We start from the raw sequence: 21256 nt of genomic DNA, 5'->3' as shown, positions 1-21256 counted from the left end.
GCGTTGCCGACAGTCAAGGATGCGGTGGTGCTGGCGGCCCGCTGCCTGTTCCAACTGGAGCGGCGCGCCGACCTGGACGTCCTGCTGGCCTCTGCCGGTCGCTGGGGACTGGTGCCGGGTGACCTGCCCGAGCTGGAGGCGATCCAGTTGGCGTTCGGCTGCAAGGCCGGCGAGTACGCTCGCGTGGTCGAGGGCTGCAGCGCCTGGATCGCGGCGTCGACCGGCGAGTTGCCCCCCGGTATCGCCGACTTCCTTTATCTCCGCGGCCTTGCCCTTTCGCATCTGGGTGAGCCTGAGCGTTCGCGCGAGGATGCCGAATCGGCCTTCGCGCTGTTCCGCCTGCTTGGTCGCGGGTTCGAGAGTGCCCGCGCGGCCAACCTCCTGGGTATCGTGGCTTTCCGCGAATCGCGCTATGACGAGGCGGAGACCTGGTGGCGCCGTGCGCACGAACTGCATGCCGCCCTGGGCATGATCAAGAACATGGGCGGCAATCGCCTGAACCTCGGCCTGGCAGCCGGCAAACGCGGCAACTTTTTCCGGGCCGAATCGGAATTGCAGGCAGCCGTGCGCCTGCTGGAACAAGTGGGTGCGCGGGTGAGCCTGTGCAGGGCCGGACTCGCGCTCGGCCAGGTGCTGCGACTGCGCGGGCAACTCTCGGCGGCGCGTGTCCAGCTGCTGGAAGCCTTCCGCCAGGCGGGAGAGTTGTCGTTGCCCCGCGAGGAAGCACTGGCCCTCGAGTTCCTCGGCGACGTGCAGCGTGACGACGGCCGCCTCGACCAGGCCCTGCGGTACTATGACCGCGCCCTGGCCCTGGCCGTGAGCATCGCGCCGGACGGGGATATCGTCATGGAAGTCCGGCACCGGCAGGGGCTCTGCCTTGGTCGCCTCGGTCGCTCGACGGAAGCCGTTGCGCTGTTGCGCACAGCCATGGGCCAGGCCCGGCGATTGCGCGACCGGTTCGAGGAAGGTGCGATCCGGCGCGCGCTGGCCGAGAACCTGATGGCGCTGGCCGACCCCGATTCGGCCGCTTCGGCGATCTGCGAATCGGTGCGGCTCCTGCGCGAGGTGGGCGCCGAATACGAACTGGCCCAGTCGCTGCTGATGTCTGCCGAACTGGGACTTGCTCGCTTCGAAACCGGGCTCGTGGTTGATCCGCAGGCGGTGCTCGACGATGCCTGGCAGGATGCACTCTCGGCGCTGCACCTGCAGCTGCGAATCGAATCGGAACCCGGCATCCGCAGGGCCCATGAACTGGTTGCCAGGGTTGCCGATCGCCGCCAGCGATTGGCGCAGGAGCCGGCGCCGTCTGCGGCCGGTGCTTCAGTGAGGCACGCGGCGCGGGCCGTGTCGGCTCCCGTCCGGATCGTCCATGTTTCTTCCGTGGTCCGTGACCTGATCCAGTTGACCGACGCCTTTGCCGACAGCGACGAACCCGTGTTGATCACCGGCGAAACCGGCACGGGCAAGGAACTGTTCGCCCGCCGCCTGCATGAGCGCAGCCGGCGTCGCGGTCGTGAGATGGTGGCGGTGAACGTCTCGGCCGTGCCCGAGTCGCTGTTCGCACGCGAGTTCTTCGGACACGTGCGCGGCGCCTACAGCGGTGCCGACGGGGATGGCCTCGGACTGGCGGCGCGGGCCGACGGCGGCACGCTCTTCCTCGACGAGATCGGCGACCTGCCGCTCGAACTGCAGCCAAGGCTGTTGCGGCTGCTGCAGGACGGCTCGTACCAGGCGATCGGCGACCCGGCCGCGCGTCACGCCGACATCCGGCTGGTGGCCGCCACGAACGCCGACCTGCGCGCACTGGTCGCTGCGGGCCGCTTCCGGGCCGACCTCTATTACCGCCTGCGCATCCTCGAGCTGAAGTTGCCGCCGCTGCGCGAGCGGCGTGACGACATCCTGCCCCTGTTGCGGCACCTGCTCTCTGAGGCTGCCGGGCGGCCGGTCGAGTTGACGACCTACTTCAGCCAATCGAGCCTTGAGCGGGCCCAGCAGCACCGCTGGCCCGGCAACGTGCGGGAACTGGGAATGGTGGCCCGCCAGGCGCACCATCAGCTCGCGGCCTGTGGTCGGGTCCAGGTGGACCTCGAGGCCCTGGACGGCGGGCGACTGGTGCTCGACGGCCCTGCCGAGGACGACGCCCGCACGGTCCGCGGCCCGGAAGAGGCGCCCCGGACCGGCGGCCGGGCCCTGATCCTGGCCGCGCTGGCGGCCAGCCGTGGCAACCGGGCCCTGGCCGCCCGGCGCCTGGGTGTCAGCCGCAGCACGCTCTATCGCCAGATGGAGCGTCTCGGGATCGAGCCGCGTCCGGTCGGCCTCTGAGGCCGGCCAGTCTCGCATCAAGGCGCGGCGCAGCCGGCCGAACATGATGCCGGGCCTGTGCCCGGTCGCGAGTCCCTGGACGGGAGTCGCCACCGGCGCAGTGCCGGCGCCCATGACAGCAGGCGGAACAATCGCGAAGCGCCTGGCGCCCCTGACGGCCGGATGGCGGAGCCTGCGCGCAAGCGTCTGGCTCGCCTGCTTCATTGCCGCGGCAACCCCCCTGTCGATCCTCATGATCGTCTTCCCGGGAGCCTTGCCGACGGTGCCGGTTGCGGAGTTGTTCCTGGTGTCCCTGCTGATTTCCTACCAGACATCCGTCTACATCGTCCGGCCAGTGGTCGATCTGGAACGCGCGACCCGGCGTGCTGCCGTCGATGCTGCCGACAAGCTGGCGGCGGCGGCACCGCTCGAATTGCGCGCCGTGGCCGAGCGAATGACGACGCTAACGCACGAGCGGGACGCGGCGCGGCGGCTGGCAGGTCGCCAGGCCCGGCAGTCCGCGGCGCAGGTGGCGCTGCGACGCGCACTGCGCGCGGGCACGACATCGCGCGCCCTCGCGCGCAGCATCCTGCATGTACTGGCCGAAGTCGGCGGTGCACGTGCCGGATCCTTCTACCTGATGCGCGGTGGCCAGGTGCTGGAGCTCGCGGCGCATTGCGGACCGCGCTGGCCCGCGACGCCACCGACGGAACTGAAGCTGGGGGAAGGCCTTGCCGGACTGGCGGCAGCCCGACGCGCGCCGCTCAGCGATGACCGGACGCTCACTGCGGACGGTGCCGCGCTGGTGGCGGTGCCCTACCAGTTGACCGGGCGCGTGAAGGGCGTGGTCGTCCTGGCCTGGGATCGGGCACCGACGGACGCCGATCTGGAGTTCCTCGACGACACGTCCGAGCCGATCGCGATCGCGCTTGATGCGCGCCGGGCCCGTGAGCGCGTGCAACTGCTCCTGGAGGAGACGCGTCGGCATGCGTCCGTGTATGCGACACAGCAACTGGAACTGCAGCAGACGAACATCCGACTGCAGCGCTCGGATCGCTACAAGAACGAATTCCTGGCGAACATGACGCACGAACTCCGTTCGCCCCTGAACAGCATGCTCCTCCTGTCGCAGGTACTGGCGGAGAACCGGCACGGGCACCTGGCCCACGACGAAGTGGATGCTGCCCAGATCATCAACAAGGCCGGGCGCGAGCTGCTCGTGATCATCGACGACATCCTGGACCTGACGAAGGCGGAGGCGGGGCGCCTCGAGATCCACCCCGGCGATGTGCAGGTTTCCGACCTGGCCGAATCGTTGGCGGGGAATGTACCGGCCGCTGGCGGTGCGCAGGGGCCTGGCGTTCAGCGTTACCGTCGAGCCGGGGACGCCTCCGGCGTGTTTCACCGATCCGACGCGACTCGGCCAGATCCTGAAGAACCTGCTGAACAATGCCCTGAAATTTACGGAGCGAGGCTCTGTCGACCTGCGCATCGCCGCTTCACCTGATCCGCACGGTGCAGGCCCGGCCCTGGACTTCACGGTCACCGACACGGGCATCGGCATCAGCGCTGATGTGCTGCCGGCCCTGTTTGCGGCGTTCACCCAGGGTGACGGCTCGATCGCGCGACGCTTCGGCGGATCCGGCCTCGGGCTCTCGATCTGTCGCAAACTTGCCGAGCTGCTCGGTGCGCGCATCAGCGTGACAAGTCGTGTGGATCACGGCAGCACCTTCACCCTGACCCTGCCCCTGTCGCCGCCGGCAAGCGTGGGCTGGCAGGGGCAGGAGGCTTCGGCGGCCGACGTGCTCGTCAGGCCGCCCCTGCCCGTTGCCGGGGCGAGTGCCGCCCGGACACATTGCGAACTGCTGCCGAGCGCGGTGCCGGCCGGCGCCTCGTCGCTCGCCGCCGTGGCCGGCCGGCTGGCGGGACTGTCGATCCTCGTCATCGACGGCGACATGCGCTCGGTCTTCCGCCTGACTGCCATCCTGGAGGCAGCGGGATCGCGCGTTCGCGTGGCACGGGATCCGGCCGCAGGCCTGGCGCGCCTTGTCGAAGGTCCGCCGCCACGCCTCGTACTCACGCGCCCTCGCGTGCTCGAGGCGCTGCCTCCTGCGGCCCGCCAGTCCTGGTGGGCCGATGTCGCCGCATCGGGCGCCTGCCTGGTTGTCCTGTCCGCGTTGATTCCGCCGTCGGCGGACCTGCCGCCCGGCCTGCCGGTCCTCGATCCCGAAGCGCCCGCTCCCCGTCTCTGTCAGGCACTCGCGGGCCTGGCGTCAGCCGAACCGGCCGCGCGACAGGAGGTGTGCTCATGATGACCCCCGGCGACACGGCTTCCCCGATGCTCAACCTCCTGATCGTCGACGATCGTGAGGCCAACCTCCTTTCCCTCAGCCAGCTGCTGGCGCGCGATGATGTGCGCATCTTCACGGCACTCTCCGGCAACGAGGCGCTGGGGCTCCTGCTGGAGCATGATTTCGCACTGGTGCTGCTGGACGTCCAGATGCCCGGCATGGACGGCTTCGAGGTGGCCACGCTCATGCGCGGCCACGAGCGGACGCGGCACGTGCCGTTGATCTTCGTGACCGCGATCAGCAAGGACCGGCAGCACATCTTCAGCGGTTACGATTCCGGGGCGGTGGACTACCTCTTCAAGCCCCTTGATCCGCACGTGATCCGCTCCAAGGTGGCCGTCTTCCTCGAACTCAAGCGGAGCCAGTTGGCGCGCGAGCGTCTGCTCGACAGCCTCAGCCGGGCCAATGCCCAGCTCGAGGAAGCCTCTCTCGTGAAATCGGACTGCCTGGCCGCGGCAAGCCATGAACTACGCACGCCGCTCACCGCAATGAAGGAATTCTGCTCGCTGGTCCACGACGAAGTGGTCGGGCCGCTCAACCCCGAGCAGAAGCGTTGCCTGGAGACGGCACTGAGGAACTGCCGACGGCTCGGCGGTATCGTCGAACACCTCATGGACCTGGACAGCCTGGAAACCGGCCGCCTGCGCGTACGGCGCGGAAGTGTCGACGTGGGTGAGATCGTCCGCACGGCCGCTGCTGCCTACAGCGCGCGCTGTCGCTCGGCGGGCCAGAAGTTGGAGCTTTCGGTCCCGCCCTGTCCCCAGGACGCGGAAGCGCTCGCCGATCCCGAGCTGGTGGCCGGGGTGCTGGCCCAGTTGCTCGACAACGCCCACAGGTTCTCGCCGTCCGGCGGCACGATCCGGTTGCGGGTGCGTCGCCTCGATGGGCGCGTCACCGTCGAGGTCGGCGACCAGGGGCAGGGCATCGAGCCTGCGCATCGCGAGCGGATCTTCCTCAAGTACGGGCAGGTGGACAGGCGGGATGGTCCCGGAACCCAGGGCCTGGGCCTCGGCCTCGCGGTAGCCACGCGTCTGCTCGAACTGCAGGAAAGTCGCCTGGATCTTGTCAGCACGCCGGGCCGGGGATCCATCTTCGGATTCTCGCTTGCCGCCTATACCGAATCGGCACACCTGCGCGCCTTCTGCGGCGACGGTGTGCGTCAATCCACGCGTCGCTGGGAGCCCCGCTGCCTGGTCCTGGTCGCCGACCGTGCAGGCCTCGCCTTGCCGGAGTGGCTGGAACCGGCGGCGGAGCGGGCGGCGACCGGGCCGGACGAACGTTGGGGAGCGGTGCCTCTGTACGGCAGGCCCGCCCTGGCTGCGCTCGTCCGCCTCGAGGATCCGGGCGCGGCAGGCTGGGTCGCCGGTCTCGCGCAGCAGGAGCCGGCTCCCGGTGCCGCGACGAGCTTGATCTGGACTGCTGTGGACGTTGATGAAGCGGGGACGCCGGGTTTGATCGCACCGGCGGCCGAATGGTTCGAACTGGTGTCGCAAGAGGCGCCGCAGGTGGAAGGAGTCTGGCGATGAACAAGGGCAGGATCCTCGTGGTGGACGATGAACCCGACATCGTGCAAAGCCTGACCCTGCGGCTCGGTGCCGCGGGCTACCAGGTGATGTCCGCCATGGATGGTCTGGGCGCCACGAAGGCGGCGATCGAACAGCAACCCGACCTCATCATCCTGGACATCGGCATGCCTGCCGGTAACGGGCACGTCGTGGTCGAGAGGCTGCGCCACATCGGCGCCACCAGCCACATCCCCGTGATCTACCTGACGGCGCGCACAGGCGAGGATGACTACCGACGCGCCCGTGACGGCGGTGTGGCCAAGTACATCACCAAGCCGTTCGAGGCCGCCGTCCTGCTGGCCGCCGTCGAGGACCAGCTCGAGCGGTCGCAGTCGGCGCGCTGACCGGGTGTCTCCGGTCCCGGGCCGGTGGTGGTCCGGCTGCGAATGCCGCGCCCCGGACCGAGGTGTCCACTCGAGGGTGCGGCGTCCCCCCGCGGGGACACCAGCGGGCCCGACGAAGCGCCGCCCCCGGACCCGGCTGCCGACACCACACGGCGCTAGCCGCCGCCTCCGCTTCGGGTTACAGATATCGGCGCGGCGGGGTCCGACCGGGGCCGACAGGCACTTTCCGTGCATGGACCGACCTGCCGAGCCGGACCCAGGCCCCCTGCGGGGTGCCATCACCTCAGGAGCGTGAGACATGCGTAACCCGGGGAACGGAACCGCAACCGTCGCGATGCTGGTGTTGTCGTCGATCCTGCTGGTCGCAGATACGGCCCATGCCCGGGTCGTGCTGGAGTCCAGGGGGCCCCGTCACCACCGCGCGCCCTCGCCGCATGAATTCGTTCTGGAAGGGGGTCTGGTCCAGCCGGCCGGCGACCTCGGGGACGACTTCTTCACGACCAATACCGGCTTCGACGCCGGGACCGGATACCAGCTCGGTGTGCGCCTGCGCCAGTTCGTCGGCAGCGATTTCTCCGTGGCGCCGGCGATACACTGGAACGCGTTCGGCGCCGCCGACGGCCTCGGTGACTTCGGCGGCGACCTGCTCGGTTACCGGCTCGAAACCTCGACCATCCGTTACGGGCTCGACCTGCAACTGGACCTGGGCGAACCCGGCGGCGCTGCGCGCCCGTTCGTCACCGGCGGCCTGGCGCTGCTCCACAACCGCTATCGCGACGAGCTGGAGGACAACGGCTCGTTCGAGAGTTCGGTCAACGCGCCGGGCCTGAGCCTGGGAGCCGGGTTGCGGATGGGGAATCTCGAATTGACGGGCGAGTATACCTGGAATCGCTTCACGACCGGCAACTTCAACACCGACGGCCTGGACCTGGACTACAACTGGGACTACCTGGCCGTCCGCGTCGGCGTGGCGCTGGGACGTTGACAGCCGCCGGCGCTGCACATAATTTGGATAACGATATCTGAAAATCGGGTTCCAGCCATCGGCGTCGCTGCCGCGGGGTGCCTTTGTTCTCGCTGACCATCGAATATGCCATGCGCGCCGTCCTGGCCCTGGCCAGTTGTGGCGGCCGCTCGATGACGACCCGCCAGATCGCCGACGCGATGCATGTGCCCCCGAGCTACCTGTCGAAGGTGCTGCAGTCGCTGGTGCGGGCCGGCATCGTCCAGTCGACCCGCGGCCTTCGGGGCGGCTTCGTACTGGTCGGCCGCCCGGAGGACTGGCGCATGCTGGACATCCTGAACGCCGTCACGCCGCTCAAGCGCATCGAGTCGTGCCCCATCGACCTCGAGAGCCACAGCTCCGACCTCTGCCCGCTGCACCGCCGGCTCGACAATGCGCTGGGCATGGTCGAGCAGGCGTTTGCTTCGACGACGCTTGCCGAAGTGTTGTCCGAGGAGAATCGCTGCCCGACGCTGCAACGGCAGATGGCGGCGTTCGCACTGATCGATCCCGAGCTGCGCCCCCGCTGATCCGCGCGCGCTGAACGGTCCACCCGTCGACTTCAGGAGGTGGAACGCGCCGCCGTCACGGCCATCGTGATCAGGGCCGCCGCGTGCGGGATGTCCTGCGGCCGCGTCCCGCGACCCAGCGAGATCCGCAGCGTGCCGCGCGCGTATTCAGGGTCGACACCCATGGCCGCCAGCACGGCCGAGCCCGCGCCGCCGCTTCCGTGGCAGGCGGCGCCGGCCGACACCGCCAGTTCCGGCATCCTCTCGATGATCGCGGCGCCGATGGTCCCGGCGAACCCGATGCTGAGCGTGCCCGGCAGCCTCTCGGCGCCGGCCGCGTGCACGCGGGCGCGGGGCACGGCTGCGACCAGCAGCGCGGCCAACTCGTCGCGCATGGCGGCCAGGCGCGGCGCTTCGGCTGCCAGTTCGCGTCCGGCGATCGCGCAGGCGGCGCCCAGTCCGACAATGCCCGCCACGTTCTCGGTGCCCGGTCGCCGACCGGCCTCGTGACCGGCGCCGAACATCAGGTTCGGCAGTTCCAGGCCTGTCCGTACGCAGAGCAACCCGATGCCGATCGGCGCATACAGCTTGTGACCGGCCACCGAGAGCAGGTCCACGCCCAGTTCGTCGATGCGTACCGGGATCTTGCCCACTGCCTGCGCGGCATCGGTGTGCACGACGGCGCCGGCGGCGCGCGCCGCGGCGGCAATGGCGGCGACGGGTTGCACCACCCCGGTCTCGTTGTTGGCGAGCATCACCGAGACGAGCGCCGTCCGCGGCCCGACAAGCGCGCCGACCGTGGCCGCGTCGACGCGGCATGCGGCGTCGACCCCGGCAACGCGCGTCACGCACCCTTCACGCTCCATGAAGCGACAGACCTCGGTGACCGCCGGATGCTCGACGGCGGAAATGACGAGCTCACAACGGTCGGTCGCCGCACCCAGCCGCGCCGCGCCGATGATCGCATGGTTGTTGGCCTCGGTGCCGCCGCTGGTGAAAATGATGGACCCGGGGCCGGTGCCCAGCAGCTCGGCTGCCTGGCCGCGGGCCTGGTCGATCGCCGCGCGGGCGCGACGGCCGGGAGCGTGGCTGCTCGAGGGATTGGCGCAGCCTTCACGCAGCCACGGCAGCATGGCCTCGAGCACGCGCGGGTCGAGCGGTGTCGTCGCGTTGTAGTCCAGATAGAGCAGGTGCGGGCGGGTCACGATGATGGCCTCCGGGCTGAAAGACCACCCCCGCCGCTGGGGGTGCCAGGGCGGGGGCGGCTCGACCAGGAAATCCGGGCGAATCGGGCGAGAAGCAGAGCTGTTGTCCTTCAGGCTGTCCTTCATCAAGTCGATTCGGGAGTTGGATTTCCCGGGTCGCACGTCCACGATGATATCGATGGGCTGCAGCCGCTGCCACCGAAATCGGGCGGCGCCGGCGGGCCCGGCGCCATCCTCCGGAATGTCAACCGGTTGCGCGGCGACTGATCAGCACGACAAGGCTGTGCGGAGCCACGTGCACCGTCGCGGCGGCCACCGCCGGCTCGGAGCCCGGCTCGTGGTAGTCCGCAGGCGCGGGTCTGGCCGTGTCGACGGCCAGGCGCCAGTCGGCGTTAACGGGCTCGGCCGGCAAGGCGAAGTCGAGGGCCTGCGGGCTCGCATTGGTCATCACGTGCACCAGCTGAGAGCCCGACGCGTGCTCGAGCGTGAAGGCCAGGGCGCGTGAACGCGGGCTCCAGTCCGGGCGCGCGGTCTCCACGCCGTGCCACGAGATGTCGCCGGGATGGCCGGGACTCGTGGCTGCCCAGTAGCGGTCCTCCTGCAGGATCCGCAGCGACGAGGTGAAGGCAATGAGTCCGCGCGTGAAGCGCAACAGGCCTGCGTCCTGCGCTTCAGGCGACCAGTCGAGGTGGTTGAACGCGTTGTCCTGACACCACGGGTTGTTGTTGCCGAGGCGCGTGTGGCCGAATTCGTCCCCGGCCAGGAGCATGGGCGTGCCGTGTGCCAGCAGCGTGAGTGCGGTGAAATTGCGGACCTGCCTCGCCCGCAGCGCCGCCACGACAGGATCATCCGTCGGCCCTTCACTGCCGCAATTCCAGCTGAGGTTGTCGTCGGTGCCGTCGCGGTTGCCCTCGCCGTTGGCCGTGTTGTGCTTGCGGTCGTAGGACACCAGGTCGCGCAGGCAGAAGCCGTCGTGGCACGTCGCGAAATTGATCGAATGGGAAGGCTTCGCCTCGGCGCCGCGCAGGAGGTCGGGGCTGCCTACCAGCCGCGCCATCAGGCTTTCGATCGTGCCCTCGTCGCCGCGCCAGTACCGGCGCACGTCGTCGCGAAAGCGACCGTTCCAGACGCCGAAACGTCCACCGGGAAAATCACCGACCTGGTAGAGCCCCCCGGTGTCCCAGGCCTCGGCGATGAGCGCCGTGCCTGCCAGCTCGGGGTCGGTGCTGATGGCCCACAGCACGGGCGGTCGTTCCAGCGGGACGCCGTCCTCGCCGCGCGTGTGCGTCGACGCCAGGTCGAAACGGAAGCCGTCGACGTGAAGGTGATTCACCCACCAGCGCAGCGAATCGACGATGAGTCGGCTGGTGACCGGGTGGTTCGCGCTGATCGTATTGCCGCAGCCGGTGAAGTCGGCGTAACGGGCGCGGTCGGCGCCGGCGATGTAGTAGGCCCGGTTGTCGAAGCCCCGCCAGGACAGGATCGGGCCGTCGGGCCCGCCTTCGGCCGTGTGGTTGTAGACCACGTCGATGATGACGCGCACGCCGGCGCGGTGCAGCGCCTTGACCATGTCCCGGAATTCGTCGACCGGCCCGGTCGGCGTGCGGTCGGAACTGTAGGCGGCATGCGGCGCCGACCAGGCGACCGGACTGTAGCCCCACACGTTGGAAAGGCCCGGCGGTCCGTCCTGCGGATCGAACTCGTGGACGGGCATCAGTTCGACGGCAGTGATGCCGAGTGATCGCAGGTAGCCGGCGCGCGCGGCCAGTCCGGCGTAGGTGCCCCGCTGCGCCGCGGGCACGTCGCTGGAGGCATGGGCCGTGAATCCGCGCACGTGCAGCTCGTAGATCACCTCGCGCCCGGCCGGACGCGGCAGGGGAGCGTCGCCCTGCCAGTCGTACAGGGTCGGGTCGACCACCACCGAGCGCAGGGCCCTGGCGGTGTTGTCGCCGGCGGCGGCGGCTGCGCGCCGGTCGTAGCTCAGATGCCCGGTCACGGCCCGGGCACTGGGGTCGAGCAGGAGCTTGTCGCCGTCGAACAGCAGGCCGCGCGCCGGGTCGCGTGGGCCGGTGGCCCGCCAGCCATATGCCTGCCCGTGACCGATCCCGGGTACGGCCACGTGCCAGTAGGGCCCGGTTCGGTTCCGCGTCGGGTCCAGGGCGACCACCAGCGCCGGCGCCGGCGCCGCCGGCTCGGCGAACAGGACGAGTTCCATGGCCGTGGCTTGCGGCGAATAGACGGCGAAATTGACCGCCCCGGCCTCGACCTGCGCCCCAAGGGGGGCCGGACGTCCGGGCAGGCAGTTGCTGGCGGAGGGGATGGGCACTTCGGTTTCGCTCACTCGGGCCGGGGCCGCTGGACGCATCGCGGGCGCCCGGGCGGCTGGTCCTAAACCCCACCGGGCGGTCAACCGATACATCATGCGGTGGGGTTTTGCAACGGAGGGGCGCCGGGATACGGTTGCCCTTGAGAGGTGGATGCGCGCCGCATGATTCCAGAGGCACTCGACACCATGATCCGCGCCGGCTCCGACGCCCTGCAGACGACATGCGGGCTGACGGTGACGCACGCCCATGTGTCGCTGGTGCAGCAGGGCAGTCTCACCTTCCCGGCGCTGGGCGAGCTGCGCATCCGCAACGGCACGCTGCAGAAGGTGAACCTGGGTTGCGACACCGTGCTGGTCGGGCAGCTGGCGGGACGCGTCCTGGGCGGTGGGCCGCAGACGGGCGTGGAGAATCTGGCCGATCGTGTGCTGGCCAACCTGCTGGAGGACATGGAAGGCCGTCGGCCGCGCGGCAACGTGGAGAACCTGGCCGTGACGCCCATCACGCTGCAGACACGCGGCCAGCGCACCTTCGGCGTCCGCCTCGAGACAGACGCCGGCCGGCTGTTCCTGTTGGCGGAGATCCCCTCCAAGATCGAGCTGGAGGACGCGAAGAACAGCGACTACGTAGGCACCATGATCACGACCTACCTTCCGCGCGACTGGATCAAGCGCGAGAAGCTGGATACCGGCGGGGTGATCGACAGCTTCCTGGTCTTCGCACGCAAGGTGGAGGCTGACCTCTACCTCGAGGTCCCGGGCGGCGGCGACGCGGCCGGACTTCGCGGGGCATTCCTGATCGGCAACGGCATGCTGGAGGGGCATCGCGCCCTGAAGGTGTGTGCCGACCTCAAGGATTCCGATCTTGCCGCACCGTCGCGGGGCGACACCGTGCGTGCCACCATGGGGTTGGCCGACCGCTCCTTTTCCTTTGAACTCACCTACCTCGGCGAGGGGGAACACGAACTGTGCGGCGGTGCCTCGCTGCCCTGTGCCTGGTTCGCTGTCCCCGAACTTGTCACCATCGGACAGCGCCGGAGCGCGTTCCGGTTGCCGCTCCTGACGCCGGTCACGGCCGAACTCGAATGCGCCGGGGCGCACTGTTTCCATTCGCCGTGGGGCGATGAGGATCCGGTCGCGCCCCGCATGGTGGCCGGGCGCGTCAAGGACCTGAGCTTTTCCGGCGCGCGCATCGTGATGTCGGTCGCCGAGGACGATCCCGGCCTGGAACCCGGCAACCGCGTGCGCTGCCTGCTGCGCCTGCCGGGGGAAGAGACGCCGGTGGTGGCCAGCGCGCTCATCCGCCGTGTCACGCTCAGCCTGGCCGACCGGAACGAATGGCAGCGCGACGTGGGCCTGGAGTTCCAGGTGACCGGGTCCGAGGATCGCGACGCCGTTGCCCGCATCCGCGAATTCGTGCTCGCACTGGAGCGGTTCCAGCTGTCGCGCCGCGTCGACCTGTCCGGTGCGCGTCCCTGGTAGGATCCCTTCGCTCCTGGTCCCTGTTGCGCGCCGCCGCCGCCCTCCCTGCGCATCGCCGGGCTTGATCCCCCGCCTGTCGGCTCCTATCCTGAGGCCACCGGGCGGGTGGTTCCCCGCCGCCTGATCCATTGCGCCACCCCGGGAAGCCGATGCCCAGCTACCAACGAGCCCTCCTGATCGTCAATCCCGTGGCCGGCCACGCGCGTGGCCTGCGCCTCGGGCAACAACTGCGCGAATCGCTGGAAGCGCGGGGGCTGGTCTGCTCGGTGCGGGTGACCAACGGCCAGGGCGATGCCCGGCGGTGGTCGTCCGCCGCCGCTGCCGACGGCTTCGATCTGATCGCTGCGATCGGCGGTGACGGCACGGTGGGTGAGGTCGTGGCCGGTCAGGCACGCTCGGAAGCCAAGGTCCCGATCGCCATCGTCCCGGTGGGTACGGCCAACGTGGTCTCGCTGGCGCTGGCGCTGCCCTGGCTGCCCGGCATGGCGATCTCGAACATGCTCGAAGGCCGCGTGCTGCCCTTCGATGTCGGCTACCTGCCGCACGAGGACCGCCACTTCTTCCTGATGGCCGCCCTCGGGTTCCCGGCCCGGGTCATCCGCGATTCCCCGCGGCGCCTGAAGAACCTCTTCGGCATCTTCACCTACATGGGCGCGGCCCTGCGCAATGCGCTCAGCCTCGACGAGGTGAGCATCTTCATCGAGGACGACACCGGCGTTTCCCGCGAGTTCGAGGGCAACACCATCCTGTTGTCGAACGTCGGCAAGATCGGCGACATCAACCTGAAGGTGACGCCCGATACCAGCGCGCACGACGGGCGCTTCGACGTCAGCGTGATCTCGAGCCGCTCGCTGTGGGACCTGCTGGCGGTGCTTTTCCGGATGCTGACCTGGCGCTACCGGCCGACGCAGCGGCTGCACCATTTCCAGTCGAAGCGGGTGGTGATCACGACCGAGCCGCCGGTGGCGGTGCAGATCGACGGCGAGGACCTCGGTCACACGCCGCTGACGGCGGAAGTGATCCCCGGCGGCGTGCACCTGGTCGTGGGGGGGCGCTACCGCGAGAATCCCGACGGCGGCGGTTTCCTCAAGGAATTCCACGTGCCGTGGACGGCCCCGCGTCCGGCCCGGCGGTGGCTGCCGAAGGGCCGCTAGGCGCGCGCCGGGGTGCCGGTGCCATGGAGCCGCAACCCCGCCAGTTGGTCGATGAGCCGGCTGGCCGCGGCCGGCTGGCCGTTTGATCCCCCCTGGCCGATCCACCAGTGCAGGACCAGCATCAGGCTCCCGACCAGGGCCCGGGCGGCGATCTCCTCGTCAACCTCGCTGCGGACCCAGCCCCGCCCGCGATCTTCCGCCAGCCCTGCCGCCTGCGACGCCACCAGGAACGCCAGGGTGTCGGCACCTGCCGGTGTGCCCAGGTTCGCAGGATCGAACAGGACAGACGCCAGGTCCCGGTGCTCGTCGGCGAAGCGGACCAGTCCCTCGGTGCGCTGGCGGACGTCCTGGGCCGCGGTGCGGGCCGTGCGGGTCGAGGCCGCGCCGGCCAGGCAGGACTTCAGCTCGCCGAGGGCCTCGGCCAGGACGGCCTGGAGCAGCGTGTCCTTGTCGGCGAAATGGAGGTAGACGGTGCCGGCGGCGATGCCCGCCTCGCGGGCGACCATCTGTATTGTGGTCGTACTACTACCATGAAGTGCGAAACAGGCGGCGGCGGCGTCGAGCAGGCGGCGTCTGGTGGTGGCCTGGCTCCGCTGCCGTGCCTGACCTCCGGATGGCTGGTTTCCTGCCATGAGGCACCTCGATGGATGAATGTGTGTTCAGTGATTGAGTCTATCATCATTGACTGAAGACAACAACAGAATGCTCGCCCGCCCGCCCGGCCGCTTGCCCGGCCGCTTGCCGGGGCGGCCCCGGGTCCGTACCGTCAGGTGCCGGCCGTTCCGCCGTGGGTGCAACAGAATGACGGGGAGTCCTGGATGACGCAGCGCTCCGGCGCTGCGGCCGCGGACCCACCTCAAGCCATCGCACCAAGAGTACGGACCAGGTCGACCAGGGGGAGGCTGCGGCTTCCCCCTGTTCCGTGTGTCAGCGTCCGTCGCGGCCGGGCTTGCGCTCGTGCTTGAAGAGGAAGGAAAATCCCGCCTGATCGGCTTCGTCGGCCGAGAGACTGCGGGTCCACGGTGCCGGGGCGGCGGCGGGTTCGGCGGCGGGCTTCGGCGTTGTCGGAGGCGTGTCGGTCTTCTGGGGCGCCTGGATCGTCGAGGTTGTCGGGGACGTCGCTGCCGCTGCGGGAGAAACCGCGGGCGCCTGGGCGGGGGCCGAAGGTTCGTCGGCACGGGCAGCGGCACCATGGTCGACGGTGGCGGCCGGCATCTCGGCGGCGAACGACGGGAACGACGCCGGCAGCGGGGCGTCCTCGGCGGCGGGCGCTTCGACGGCGGGGGCTTCGACGACGGGCACTTGCCGGCCGGAGCCGGCGCGTACGCCGGTCCGCCAGCACTGCTCGAGGTAATCGGCCCAGACCCGGGCCAGCACGCTGCCGCTGCTCCACCAGCCGCACGGCCCCTCGGAGGCCGTTCCTGATTGTGGTAGCAAAGCTACAAGCCAGCTCTGGTCGTCGCAGGCCACCAGCAGCCAGTCCTCGTTCTGGTCCTGGCCCAGCCGGCCGGCCGTCGGCAGGGCCGAAATCTCCACGACGGACGACGAAAACGCCTGCGGACTGACGACGCGGACACGGCAGCCGGGTGTTTCGGCGACCCGTTCGAGGTCGAGGCCCAGTTCCCGCACCATTTCGGGTGATCCGGCTACCAGCAGGTCGCGCCGGCAGGCAGCGAACAGGGCGCGGGCCCTGGTCGCGGTCTGCTCGCGGCCGGTCAGCGCCTGGGCAACCCCGTCGGCGCTCTGGCCGCCGAAATCCTCGAGCAGGGAGACGGCCTCGGCGCCGCGCCGACGCATGCGGCCCAGCAGGTGGTCGGTGAATTCCTCGGGCGGCACGGCGACGAACAGGCGTGGTTTTTCCTGCACCACACGGATGGCCTGCAGGTGGGCCAGGGCGTTGACGATCTTGCCCACGTTGGCCGGGTCGCGCCCCATTTCCTGCGCCACGCGGTAGCTGCTGAGCGTTCCGGCCCCGCCGGCGCCGAGCTGCAGGCACGCGAGGTAGACTTCCGACTCGGCGCGGGACAGGCCGAGGTCGCGAAGGACCTGGATCTGGCGGCTGGCGTGGCTCTCACTGCTCATCGGGACGCCTCCGAAAGGCTGGCCGGGACTCCGGCAGAGGTCATGGGACCGTTGTTGTGGTGGCAGTACCACATCGATCTTGCAAGACGTGGGCCGGAAGGTCAAGCGCGGACCGTCCGGGTCCCCGGGGAGGGCTGGCGCCGCCGGCCACACGGCGGCTGGCGGGCAATTGGCGGCTCCGGGCGCTCTCCGGGGCATGGGGCCCTTCGGGGCGGCCGGGTGGCGCCCGGCTGTCGCCACGTCGAGACTGTCGCAAAAGCCCTGCGGCGATTATGGTTGTCCGTCACCCAACCACCACCATGCCACCCCGAGGCCTGCATGCAGATCCGTAATGTTGCGATCATCGCCCACGTCGACCACGGCAAGACGACCCTGGTGGACCAGATTCTCCGCCAGTGCCATGTGTTCCGCGACAACCAGGTCGTGCGCGAATGCGTGATGGACAGCGGCGACCTCGAGCGCGAGCGCGGGATCACGATCACGTCGAAGAATTTCGCGGTGATGTACGGGGACACGCGCATCAACCTCATCGACACGCCGGGCCACGCCGACTTCGGTGGTGAAGTGGAGCGCGTGCTGAAGATGGCCGACGGCGTGCTGCTGCTGGTCGACGCCTTCGAGGGGCCGATGCCGCAGACGCGCTTCGTACTGCAGAAGGCGCTGCAGCTGAACCTCAAGCCGGTTGTCGTCATCAACAAGGTCGATCGCCTGAACGCGCGGCCGCAGGAAGTGCTCGACGAGATCTTCAACCTCTTCATCGAGCTGCAGGCGACGGATGAACAGCTGGATTTCCGCGGGGTCTATGCCGCCGGGCGCGATGGCTGGGCCATCGGCGAACTGGAGGACGAGCGCACGGACCTCAAGCCGCTGCTCGACATGATCGTCAAGCACGTGCCGGCGCCGCCGCACCTGGAAGGGCCGGTCCAGATGCTGATCGCGGCGATGGACCACAGCGACTACGTGGGTCGCATCGGTATCGGGCGCGTGGTGCGCGGCACGCTGCAGGCGCGCAAGCCCGTGGTGCTGATCAAGCGGGACGGCACCGAGGTGAAGACGACCGCGAAGCAGCTCTATGTGTTCGAGAACCTCGGTCGCGCCGAGGCCGAAGAGGTCATCTGCGGGGACATCTGCGCCGTGGTCGGCCTGGATAACGTCGACATCGGCGACACCCTGGCCGATCCCGCCTGCCCGGAGCCCCTGCCGATCATCGCGATCGACGATCCTACGCTGTCGATGGTCTTCCGCGCCAACGACAGCCCCGGCTTCGGCCAGGAGGCCCGCTTCAGCACCAGCCGGCAGCTGCGGGAGCGCCTGCTGCGGGCCCAGGAGCGCGATGTGGCGCTGAAGGTCGAGGACTTCCAGGAGGGCTTCAAGGTCTCCGGTCGCGGCGTGCTGCACTTCTCGATCCTGATGGAGCAGATGCGGCGCGAGGGCTTCGAGTTCATCGTCGGCCAGCCGCAGGTCATCTACAAGGAGATCGGCGGGCGCAAGTCCGAGCCGGTCGAGGTGCTGACCGTCGACGTGCCGAGCGAACTGGCGGGCACCGTCATCGAATACGCGGCTTCGCGCAAGGGCGAGATGGTCCGCATGGACGTGCGCGAGGGGCGCACCCACCTGGACTTCCACATCCCGAGTCGCGGCCTGATCGGGTTCCGCAGCCGGATGCTGCGGGCGACCGCCGGCGAGATCGTCATGCACCACCGCTTCCACCAGTACGAGTACTTCAAGGGCTCGATTCCCGAGCGCACCTCCGGCAGCATCATCTCGATGCACGGCGGCAAGGCCGTGGCGTTCGCGCTCGATGCGCTGCAGGACCGCGGGATCTTCTTCGTCGAGGCGGGCGACACGCTCTACACGGGCCAGATCATCGGCGAGACGCCGCGCGACGAGGACATCATGGTCAACGCGCAGAAGGCGAAGCAACTGTCGAACATGCGGGCCTCGGGCAGCGACCGGAAGATGAAGATCGCCCCGCCGCTGAAGATGAGCCTCGAGGAAGCGCTCGAGTACCTCAATCACGACGAGTACGTCGAAGTGACGCCCAAGTCGATCCGGCTGCGCAAGGCGCTGCTGGACGAGAACGACCGCAAACAGGCGGCCAAGCGGGCGAAGCTTTCCGGTCCGGAGAGCTGAACGGGATGGCCGGCGCCGCCGCTGCACCGTGCGGCGGCGCCCGGCGCGTCGAGGTGCCGCGATGCGCGTCGAACTGCAGGCTCCCGACTGGGCCACCCACCTGCTGAGCGATTTCACCGACTGGCAGCGCGCGCCGCTGGCGGTGGCCGGGTTGCGTCCGTTCGACCTCCCGGAAGATGCCTATTTCGAGTACGCCTGGCAGGATGCCGCCGGCCAGCGCCGTGAAGACCCCGCGAACACCAGCCCCCGCCTGAACCCCTGGTGGCCCTACGCCTGCCATGTGGCCGGGCCCGGTTTCGCGGTCGAGAGCGACTTCGCGGCGACGGCCGGCACGGCGCCGCGCGGCCGCACGCTGCGCCTGCAGGTGGAATCGGCGCTCCTGGGCCAGTCGCGCCCGGCCCTGGTCTACACTCCGGCGGGATTTGCCGACCACGCGTTGCCGCTGCTGCTGTTCCAGGACGGCAAGGCCTACTACGGCTGGGGCCGCGTGCCGCAGGTGCTCGACCGCCTGCTCGAGCGCGGGGAGATCGGCCCGGCGCACTGCGTGTTCGTGCCGCCGCGCGAGCGGACAGCCGAGTATTTCTTCAACGAGCGGTATCGCGCCTTCCTGACCGGCGAACTGTTGCCCGCTGTCGCCGCCCGGGTCGGGCTGGACGGCCGCCAGATGGCCTGGGGGGCCAGCCTCGGCGGGTTGCTCAGCGCGCAGCTCGCCTGGGAGTCGGCCGGCGGGTTCGAGGCGGTCATCGCCCAGTCCGGGGCGTTCCTGTTTTCACCGGACATGGTCCGGGGGAATCCGTTCGCGGGGCGCGAAGCCTTCCATGATATTGTAGTAAATTCACCACCACAAAACGTGCGCTGGCGCCTCGAATGCGGCGCCTTCGAGTGGCTGTTGCCGAGCCACCGGCGCCTGGCCGCCGCCCTGGCGGCCACCGGGCACACCGTCGAGGCGGTGGAGAGGGCCGCCGGGCACAACTGGGTGAACTGGGGGCAGGGCATCGCGGCCGGGCTGCGCTTCGCGCTGGGGGTGTCCCGCGACGGCGCACCGGGCGGCGAACAGGCCGCGAACGGGTCTTGATTCCCCGCACGGGAGCGACGATCCTTGATCCGATGCCCGCGAGGGAGCGGGCCCTCACCTTTTCATCGAACGACGGAGGGAATTCGGCCATGCGTATCCTCATTTCGCTGCTGACCGCGATCCTGGTCACGGCTGCGGGCGTTGCCCTGGCCGGCGACGGCGGCAAGACCTACGGCAAGGGTGTGGCGGGTGCCGACACGGTGCGCGTCAGTGACCTGCTGGCCCATCCCGATGCCTGGGTGGGCAAGACCATCCGCGTGCAGGGCAAGGCCGTGGGCGTCTGCGAGCATCGCGGCTGCTGGATCAACCTGGCCTCGGACGTCGAGGGCCAGACGGTGCGCGTGAAGGTGAAGGACGGCGAGATCGTGTTCCCGCCCGAGATCCTGGGCGACACGGTGATTGCCGAGGGCGTGTGGACGGCGAACCAGCTCGACATGGAGACCACGAAGAAGGTCTGCGAGGCCAACGCCAAGAAGGAAGGCCGCGAGTTCAAGGCTGACGAGGTCACAGCGTGCATGACGCTGTACCAGCTCAGCGGCACCGGCGCCGTCGCCGCGAAGAACTGACCGGCCGATGCGGGACTTCCGCAAGGTCTGCTGGACCCTGCATCGCGAGATCGGGTTCCTGGTGGTGGGCCTGACCATCGTCTACGGCGTCAGCGGCATCGCGCTGAACCATGCCCACCACTGGGACGCGAACTACGCCCGCGTGGCCGAGCCGGTGAAGATCGTGCCGCCAGGCGCCGGCCCGACCGCCGAGGTCGAGCCACTGGTGCTGGAGCGGCTGGGGGTGCCGCGCGAGCAGGTGAAGACCACCTGGCGCGCGTCGCCGGAAGTGCTCCAGATCTTCCTGGAAAACGGTGGCTACGAGGTGAACCTGGTGACGGGCGAGGGCGTGCGCCGCGGCGTGCGGCCGCGCCCGTTCCTGTTCGACCTCAACTTCATGCACCTGAACAATGGCAAGGCGCCGTGGACCGGCATCGCCGACATCTATGCCGGCCTGCTGATCGTGCTGGCCCTGACCGGGCCGTTCCTCGTGCGCGGGCGCAAGGGGCTGGCTGGTCGCGGCGGGGTGCTGATGGGCATCGGGATCGCGTTGCCGCTCGCCTACGCCGTGGCGATGCGACTGGCCCGCTAGCCCGCTTCCCGGCCGGCAGGACATGACGAAGGGCCCCGAACGCGATGCGGACGGGGCCCTTGTCGTTGCTGCATCACCGTGTCCCCGGACCGGCTCCGGTTCAGGCGTCGGCGTAGGGCATCGGCGGTGCGTAGCCGAGCAGCCGGGCATAGACCGAGAGCGCGCCGCGGTGGTGCGCCATGTGCTCGGCCATCGCGCCGACGATGGCGATGCGCGGCAGGCCGCCCATCACCGGACCGGCCGCGATCGGGGCTGCCATGTCGGCATCGCTGCGGGCGGCCAGGTCGGCCGCGGCTGCATCGACGGAGCGGGCCAGCCAGGCGAAGGCTTCCGGCAGCGACTCCACGCGCCGTACGGCGGCCTGGTGCGCGGCGAAGTCCAGGTCGAAGCCGGCGGGCCGGAAGGCACCCTCGACGAACCAGTCTATGGTCTGCGCCACGTGGGCCACATGCTGGGCAACCGAGAACTGGCCCGGCGTGGGTGCGTAGCGGGCGTCCTCTTCGCGGAACACGCTGCAGGTGCGGCTGAAGAACTGCAGTGACTGCTTGAGCACCATGACTTGAGCGTTGGCGGACATCGCGACTCCTTCCCG

Annotated in this window: 17 protein-coding genes; 12 read left to right on the top strand and 5 right to left on the bottom strand. The window is 69.6% G+C overall.

The window, feature by feature from the left end; genetic code table 11:
- Positions 1 to 3 precede the first annotated feature (3 nt).
- The 6 genes from IPG61_12220 to IPG61_12195 all read left to right on the top strand — a co-directional run bounded on the left by IPG61_12220 (position 4) and on the right by IPG61_12195 (position 8094).
- Positions 4 to 2322, top strand: a complete 2319-nt coding sequence (locus tag IPG61_12220) for a sigma 54-interacting transcriptional regulator (protein MBK6734824.1) — start codon at positions 4 to 6, stop codon at positions 2320 to 2322.
- Positions 2323 to 2365: 43 nt separating this feature from the next.
- Positions 2366 to 3808, top strand: coding sequence for a GAF domain-containing protein (locus IPG61_12215; protein MBK6734823.1), 1443 nt, complete (start codon positions 2366 to 2368; stop codon positions 3806 to 3808).
- 801 nt (positions 3809 to 4609) lie between these two features.
- Positions 4610 to 6178: a response regulator gene (locus tag IPG61_12210; GenBank protein ID MBK6734822.1), complete on the top strand. Its 1569-nt coding sequence runs from the start codon at positions 4610 to 4612 to the stop codon at positions 6176 to 6178.
- Entirely contained in the window at positions 6175 to 6561 is a 387-nt protein-coding gene (locus IPG61_12205) for a response regulator (GenBank protein ID MBK6734821.1), read from the top strand. The genes IPG61_12210 and IPG61_12205 overlap by 4 nt, the downstream gene beginning before the upstream one ends.
- Before the next feature lie 298 nt (positions 6562 to 6859).
- Positions 6860 to 7546 carry a hypothetical protein gene (locus tag IPG61_12200; GenBank protein MBK6734820.1) on the top strand — a complete coding sequence of 229 codons (687 nt, stop codon included), beginning with the start codon at positions 6860 to 6862 and terminating at the stop codon, positions 7544 to 7546.
- Positions 7547 to 7629: 83 nt separating this feature from the next.
- Positions 7630 to 8094 (top strand): Rrf2 family transcriptional regulator, encoded by a 465-nt coding sequence (locus IPG61_12195; GenBank protein MBK6734819.1) that lies wholly within the window; start codon positions 7630 to 7632, stop codon positions 8092 to 8094.
- Between the two features lie 32 nt (positions 8095 to 8126).
- Here the strand turns inward: IPG61_12195 and IPG61_12190 are convergent, their stop codons facing one another.
- Both IPG61_12190 and glgX read right to left on the bottom strand, forming a co-directional pair.
- Positions 8127 to 9281 carry a cysteine desulfurase gene (locus IPG61_12190; protein ID MBK6734818.1) on the bottom strand — a complete coding sequence of 385 codons (1155 nt, stop codon included), beginning with the start codon at positions 9279 to 9281 and terminating at the stop codon, positions 8127 to 8129.
- A 241-nt stretch (positions 9282 to 9522) separates the two neighbouring features.
- Positions 9523 to 11643, bottom strand: coding sequence for a glycogen debranching protein GlgX (glgX, locus tag IPG61_12185; GenBank protein ID MBK6734817.1), 2121 nt, complete (start codon positions 11641 to 11643; stop codon positions 9523 to 9525).
- 123 nt (positions 11644 to 11766) lie between these two features.
- On the opposite strand from glgX, the gene IPG61_12180 reads away from it, so the two are divergent.
- A complete protein-coding gene (locus IPG61_12180; protein MBK6734816.1) occupies positions 11767 to 13083 on the top strand; it encodes a PilZ domain-containing protein in 1317 nt (438 codons plus the stop codon).
- A 149-nt stretch (positions 13084 to 13232) separates the two neighbouring features.
- The gene (locus tag IPG61_12175; GenBank protein ID MBK6734815.1) at positions 13233 to 14237 is read left to right on the top strand and encodes a diacylglycerol kinase family lipid kinase; all 1005 of its coding nucleotides are present in this window, start codon (positions 13233 to 13235) and stop codon (positions 14235 to 14237) included.
- Here the strand turns inward: IPG61_12175 and IPG61_12170 are convergent.
- Together IPG61_12170 and IPG61_12165 are read right to left on the bottom strand one after the other, a co-directional pair.
- Positions 14234 to 14869: a TetR/AcrR family transcriptional regulator gene (locus IPG61_12170; protein ID MBK6734814.1), complete on the bottom strand. Its 636-nt coding sequence runs from the start codon at positions 14867 to 14869 to the stop codon at positions 14234 to 14236. The two genes, IPG61_12175 and IPG61_12170, sit on opposite strands and share 4 nt — an antisense overlap.
- A gap of 295 nt (positions 14870 to 15164) precedes the next feature.
- On the bottom strand, positions 15165 to 16319 hold the full coding sequence (locus IPG61_12165; protein ID MBK6734813.1) for a hypothetical protein: 1155 nt from the start codon (positions 16317 to 16319) through the stop codon (positions 15165 to 15167).
- Positions 16320 to 16637: 318 nt separating this feature from the next.
- Here IPG61_12165 and typA point away from each other — a divergent pair, with 318 nt between their 5' ends.
- From typA to IPG61_12145, 4 genes are all read left to right on the top strand, one after another.
- Positions 16638 to 18452 carry a translational GTPase TypA gene (gene typA / locus IPG61_12160; protein ID MBK6734812.1) on the top strand — a complete coding sequence of 605 codons (1815 nt, stop codon included), beginning with the start codon at positions 16638 to 16640 and terminating at the stop codon, positions 18450 to 18452.
- Between the two features lie 61 nt (positions 18453 to 18513).
- On the top strand, positions 18514 to 19527 hold the full coding sequence (locus IPG61_12155; GenBank protein ID MBK6734811.1) for an esterase family protein: 1014 nt from the start codon (positions 18514 to 18516) through the stop codon (positions 19525 to 19527).
- Positions 19528 to 19616: 89 nt separating this feature from the next.
- Positions 19617 to 20093, top strand: a complete 477-nt coding sequence (locus IPG61_12150; GenBank protein ID MBK6734810.1) for a DUF4920 domain-containing protein — start codon at positions 19617 to 19619, stop codon at positions 20091 to 20093.
- Positions 20094 to 20100: 7 nt separating this feature from the next.
- Positions 20101 to 20664, top strand: a complete 564-nt coding sequence (locus tag IPG61_12145) for a hypothetical protein (protein ID MBK6734809.1) — start codon at positions 20101 to 20103, stop codon at positions 20662 to 20664.
- 100 nt (positions 20665 to 20764) lie between these two features.
- Here IPG61_12145 and IPG61_12140 read toward each other — a convergent pair whose 3' ends face one another.
- Positions 20765 to 21241, bottom strand: coding sequence for a DinB family protein (locus tag IPG61_12140; protein ID MBK6734808.1), 477 nt, complete (start codon positions 21239 to 21241; stop codon positions 20765 to 20767).
- Between the last annotated feature and the right edge of the window lie 15 nt (positions 21242 to 21256).

It is taken from the genome of bacterium, from assembly GCA_016703265.1.
Lineage (GTDB): Bacteria > Krumholzibacteriota > Krumholzibacteriia > LZORAL124-64-63 > LZORAL124-64-63 > CAINDZ01.
Note: the sequence above shows the minus strand (reverse complement) of the source record. Positions and strands in the feature narration are given on the sequence as shown.

What these genes read in the sequence shown, in the direction of transcription:
- IPG61_12215 (MBK6734823.1), top strand. Translation starts at nt 2,366, where the DNA reads ATGATGCCGGGCCTGTGCCCGGTCGCGAGTCCCTGGACGGGAGTCGCC.
- IPG61_12210 (MBK6734822.1), top strand. Translation starts at nt 4,610, where the DNA reads ATGATGACCCCCGGCGACACGGCTTCCCCGATGCTCAACCTCCTGATC.
- IPG61_12205 (MBK6734821.1), top strand. Translation starts at nt 6,175, where the DNA reads ATGAACAAGGGCAGGATCCTCGTGGTGGACGATGAACCCGACATCGTG.
- IPG61_12200 (MBK6734820.1), top strand. Translation starts at nt 6,860, where the DNA reads ATGCGTAACCCGGGGAACGGAACCGCAACCGTCGCGATGCTGGTGTTG.
- glgX (MBK6734817.1), bottom strand. Translation starts at nt 11,643, where the DNA reads ATGCGTCCAGCGGCCCCGGCCCGAGTGAGCGAAACCGAAGTGCCCATC.
- IPG61_12180 (MBK6734816.1), top strand. Translation starts at nt 11,767, where the DNA reads ATGATTCCAGAGGCACTCGACACCATGATCCGCGCCGGCTCCGACGCC.
- IPG61_12175 (MBK6734815.1), top strand. Translation starts at nt 13,233, where the DNA reads ATGCCCAGCTACCAACGAGCCCTCCTGATCGTCAATCCCGTGGCCGGC.
- IPG61_12170 (MBK6734814.1), bottom strand. Translation starts at nt 14,869, where the DNA reads ATGGCAGGAAACCAGCCATCCGGAGGTCAGGCACGGCAGCGGAGCCAG.
- IPG61_12165 (MBK6734813.1), bottom strand. Translation starts at nt 16,319, where the DNA reads ATGAGCAGTGAGAGCCACGCCAGCCGCCAGATCCAGGTCCTTCGCGAC.
- typA (MBK6734812.1), top strand. Translation starts at nt 16,638, where the DNA reads ATGCAGATCCGTAATGTTGCGATCATCGCCCACGTCGACCACGGCAAG.
- IPG61_12155 (MBK6734811.1), top strand. Translation starts at nt 18,514, where the DNA reads ATGCGCGTCGAACTGCAGGCTCCCGACTGGGCCACCCACCTGCTGAGC.
- IPG61_12150 (MBK6734810.1), top strand. Translation starts at nt 19,617, where the DNA reads ATGCGTATCCTCATTTCGCTGCTGACCGCGATCCTGGTCACGGCTGCG.
- IPG61_12145 (MBK6734809.1), top strand. Translation starts at nt 20,101, where the DNA reads ATGCGGGACTTCCGCAAGGTCTGCTGGACCCTGCATCGCGAGATCGGG.
- IPG61_12140 (MBK6734808.1), bottom strand. Translation starts at nt 21,241, where the DNA reads ATGTCCGCCAACGCTCAAGTCATGGTGCTCAAGCAGTCACTGCAGTTC.